The organism is Planktothricoides sp. SR001 (assembly GCF_001276715.1).
Lineage (GTDB): Bacteria > Cyanobacteriota > Cyanobacteriia > Cyanobacteriales > Laspinemataceae > Planktothricoides > Planktothricoides raciborskii.
In genome coordinates, this window is the sequence record NZ_LIUQ01000019.1 from 114,433 (window position 1) to 114,658 (window position 226).

Below are 226 nucleotides of genomic sequence, written 5' to 3' on the forward strand. Positions count from 1 at the left end.
ACAGCGATCGCGGCTTTGGTCAGAATTCTCGAAACTACTGATAATGAAGATACCCGTTGGCAGGCTGCCTATTGTTTAGGGGAAATCGGACAAGGCAATGAAACAGCGCTCGCGGCTTTGGTCAAAGTTATCGCAACTACTGATAATGAAAATACCCGTTGGCAGGCTGCCTATTGTTTAGGGGAAATCGCACAAAGCAATGAAACAGCGATCGCTGCTTTGGTCA

1 protein-coding gene is annotated in these 226 nt (G+C 47.3%); it reads left to right on the forward strand.

Translation table 11 applies throughout. The annotated features are described in order from the left end of the window. The coding region (locus tag AM228_RS29680; RefSeq protein WP_156331755.1) for a HEAT repeat domain-containing protein at positions 1-226 on the forward strand (226 nt) is incomplete at both ends.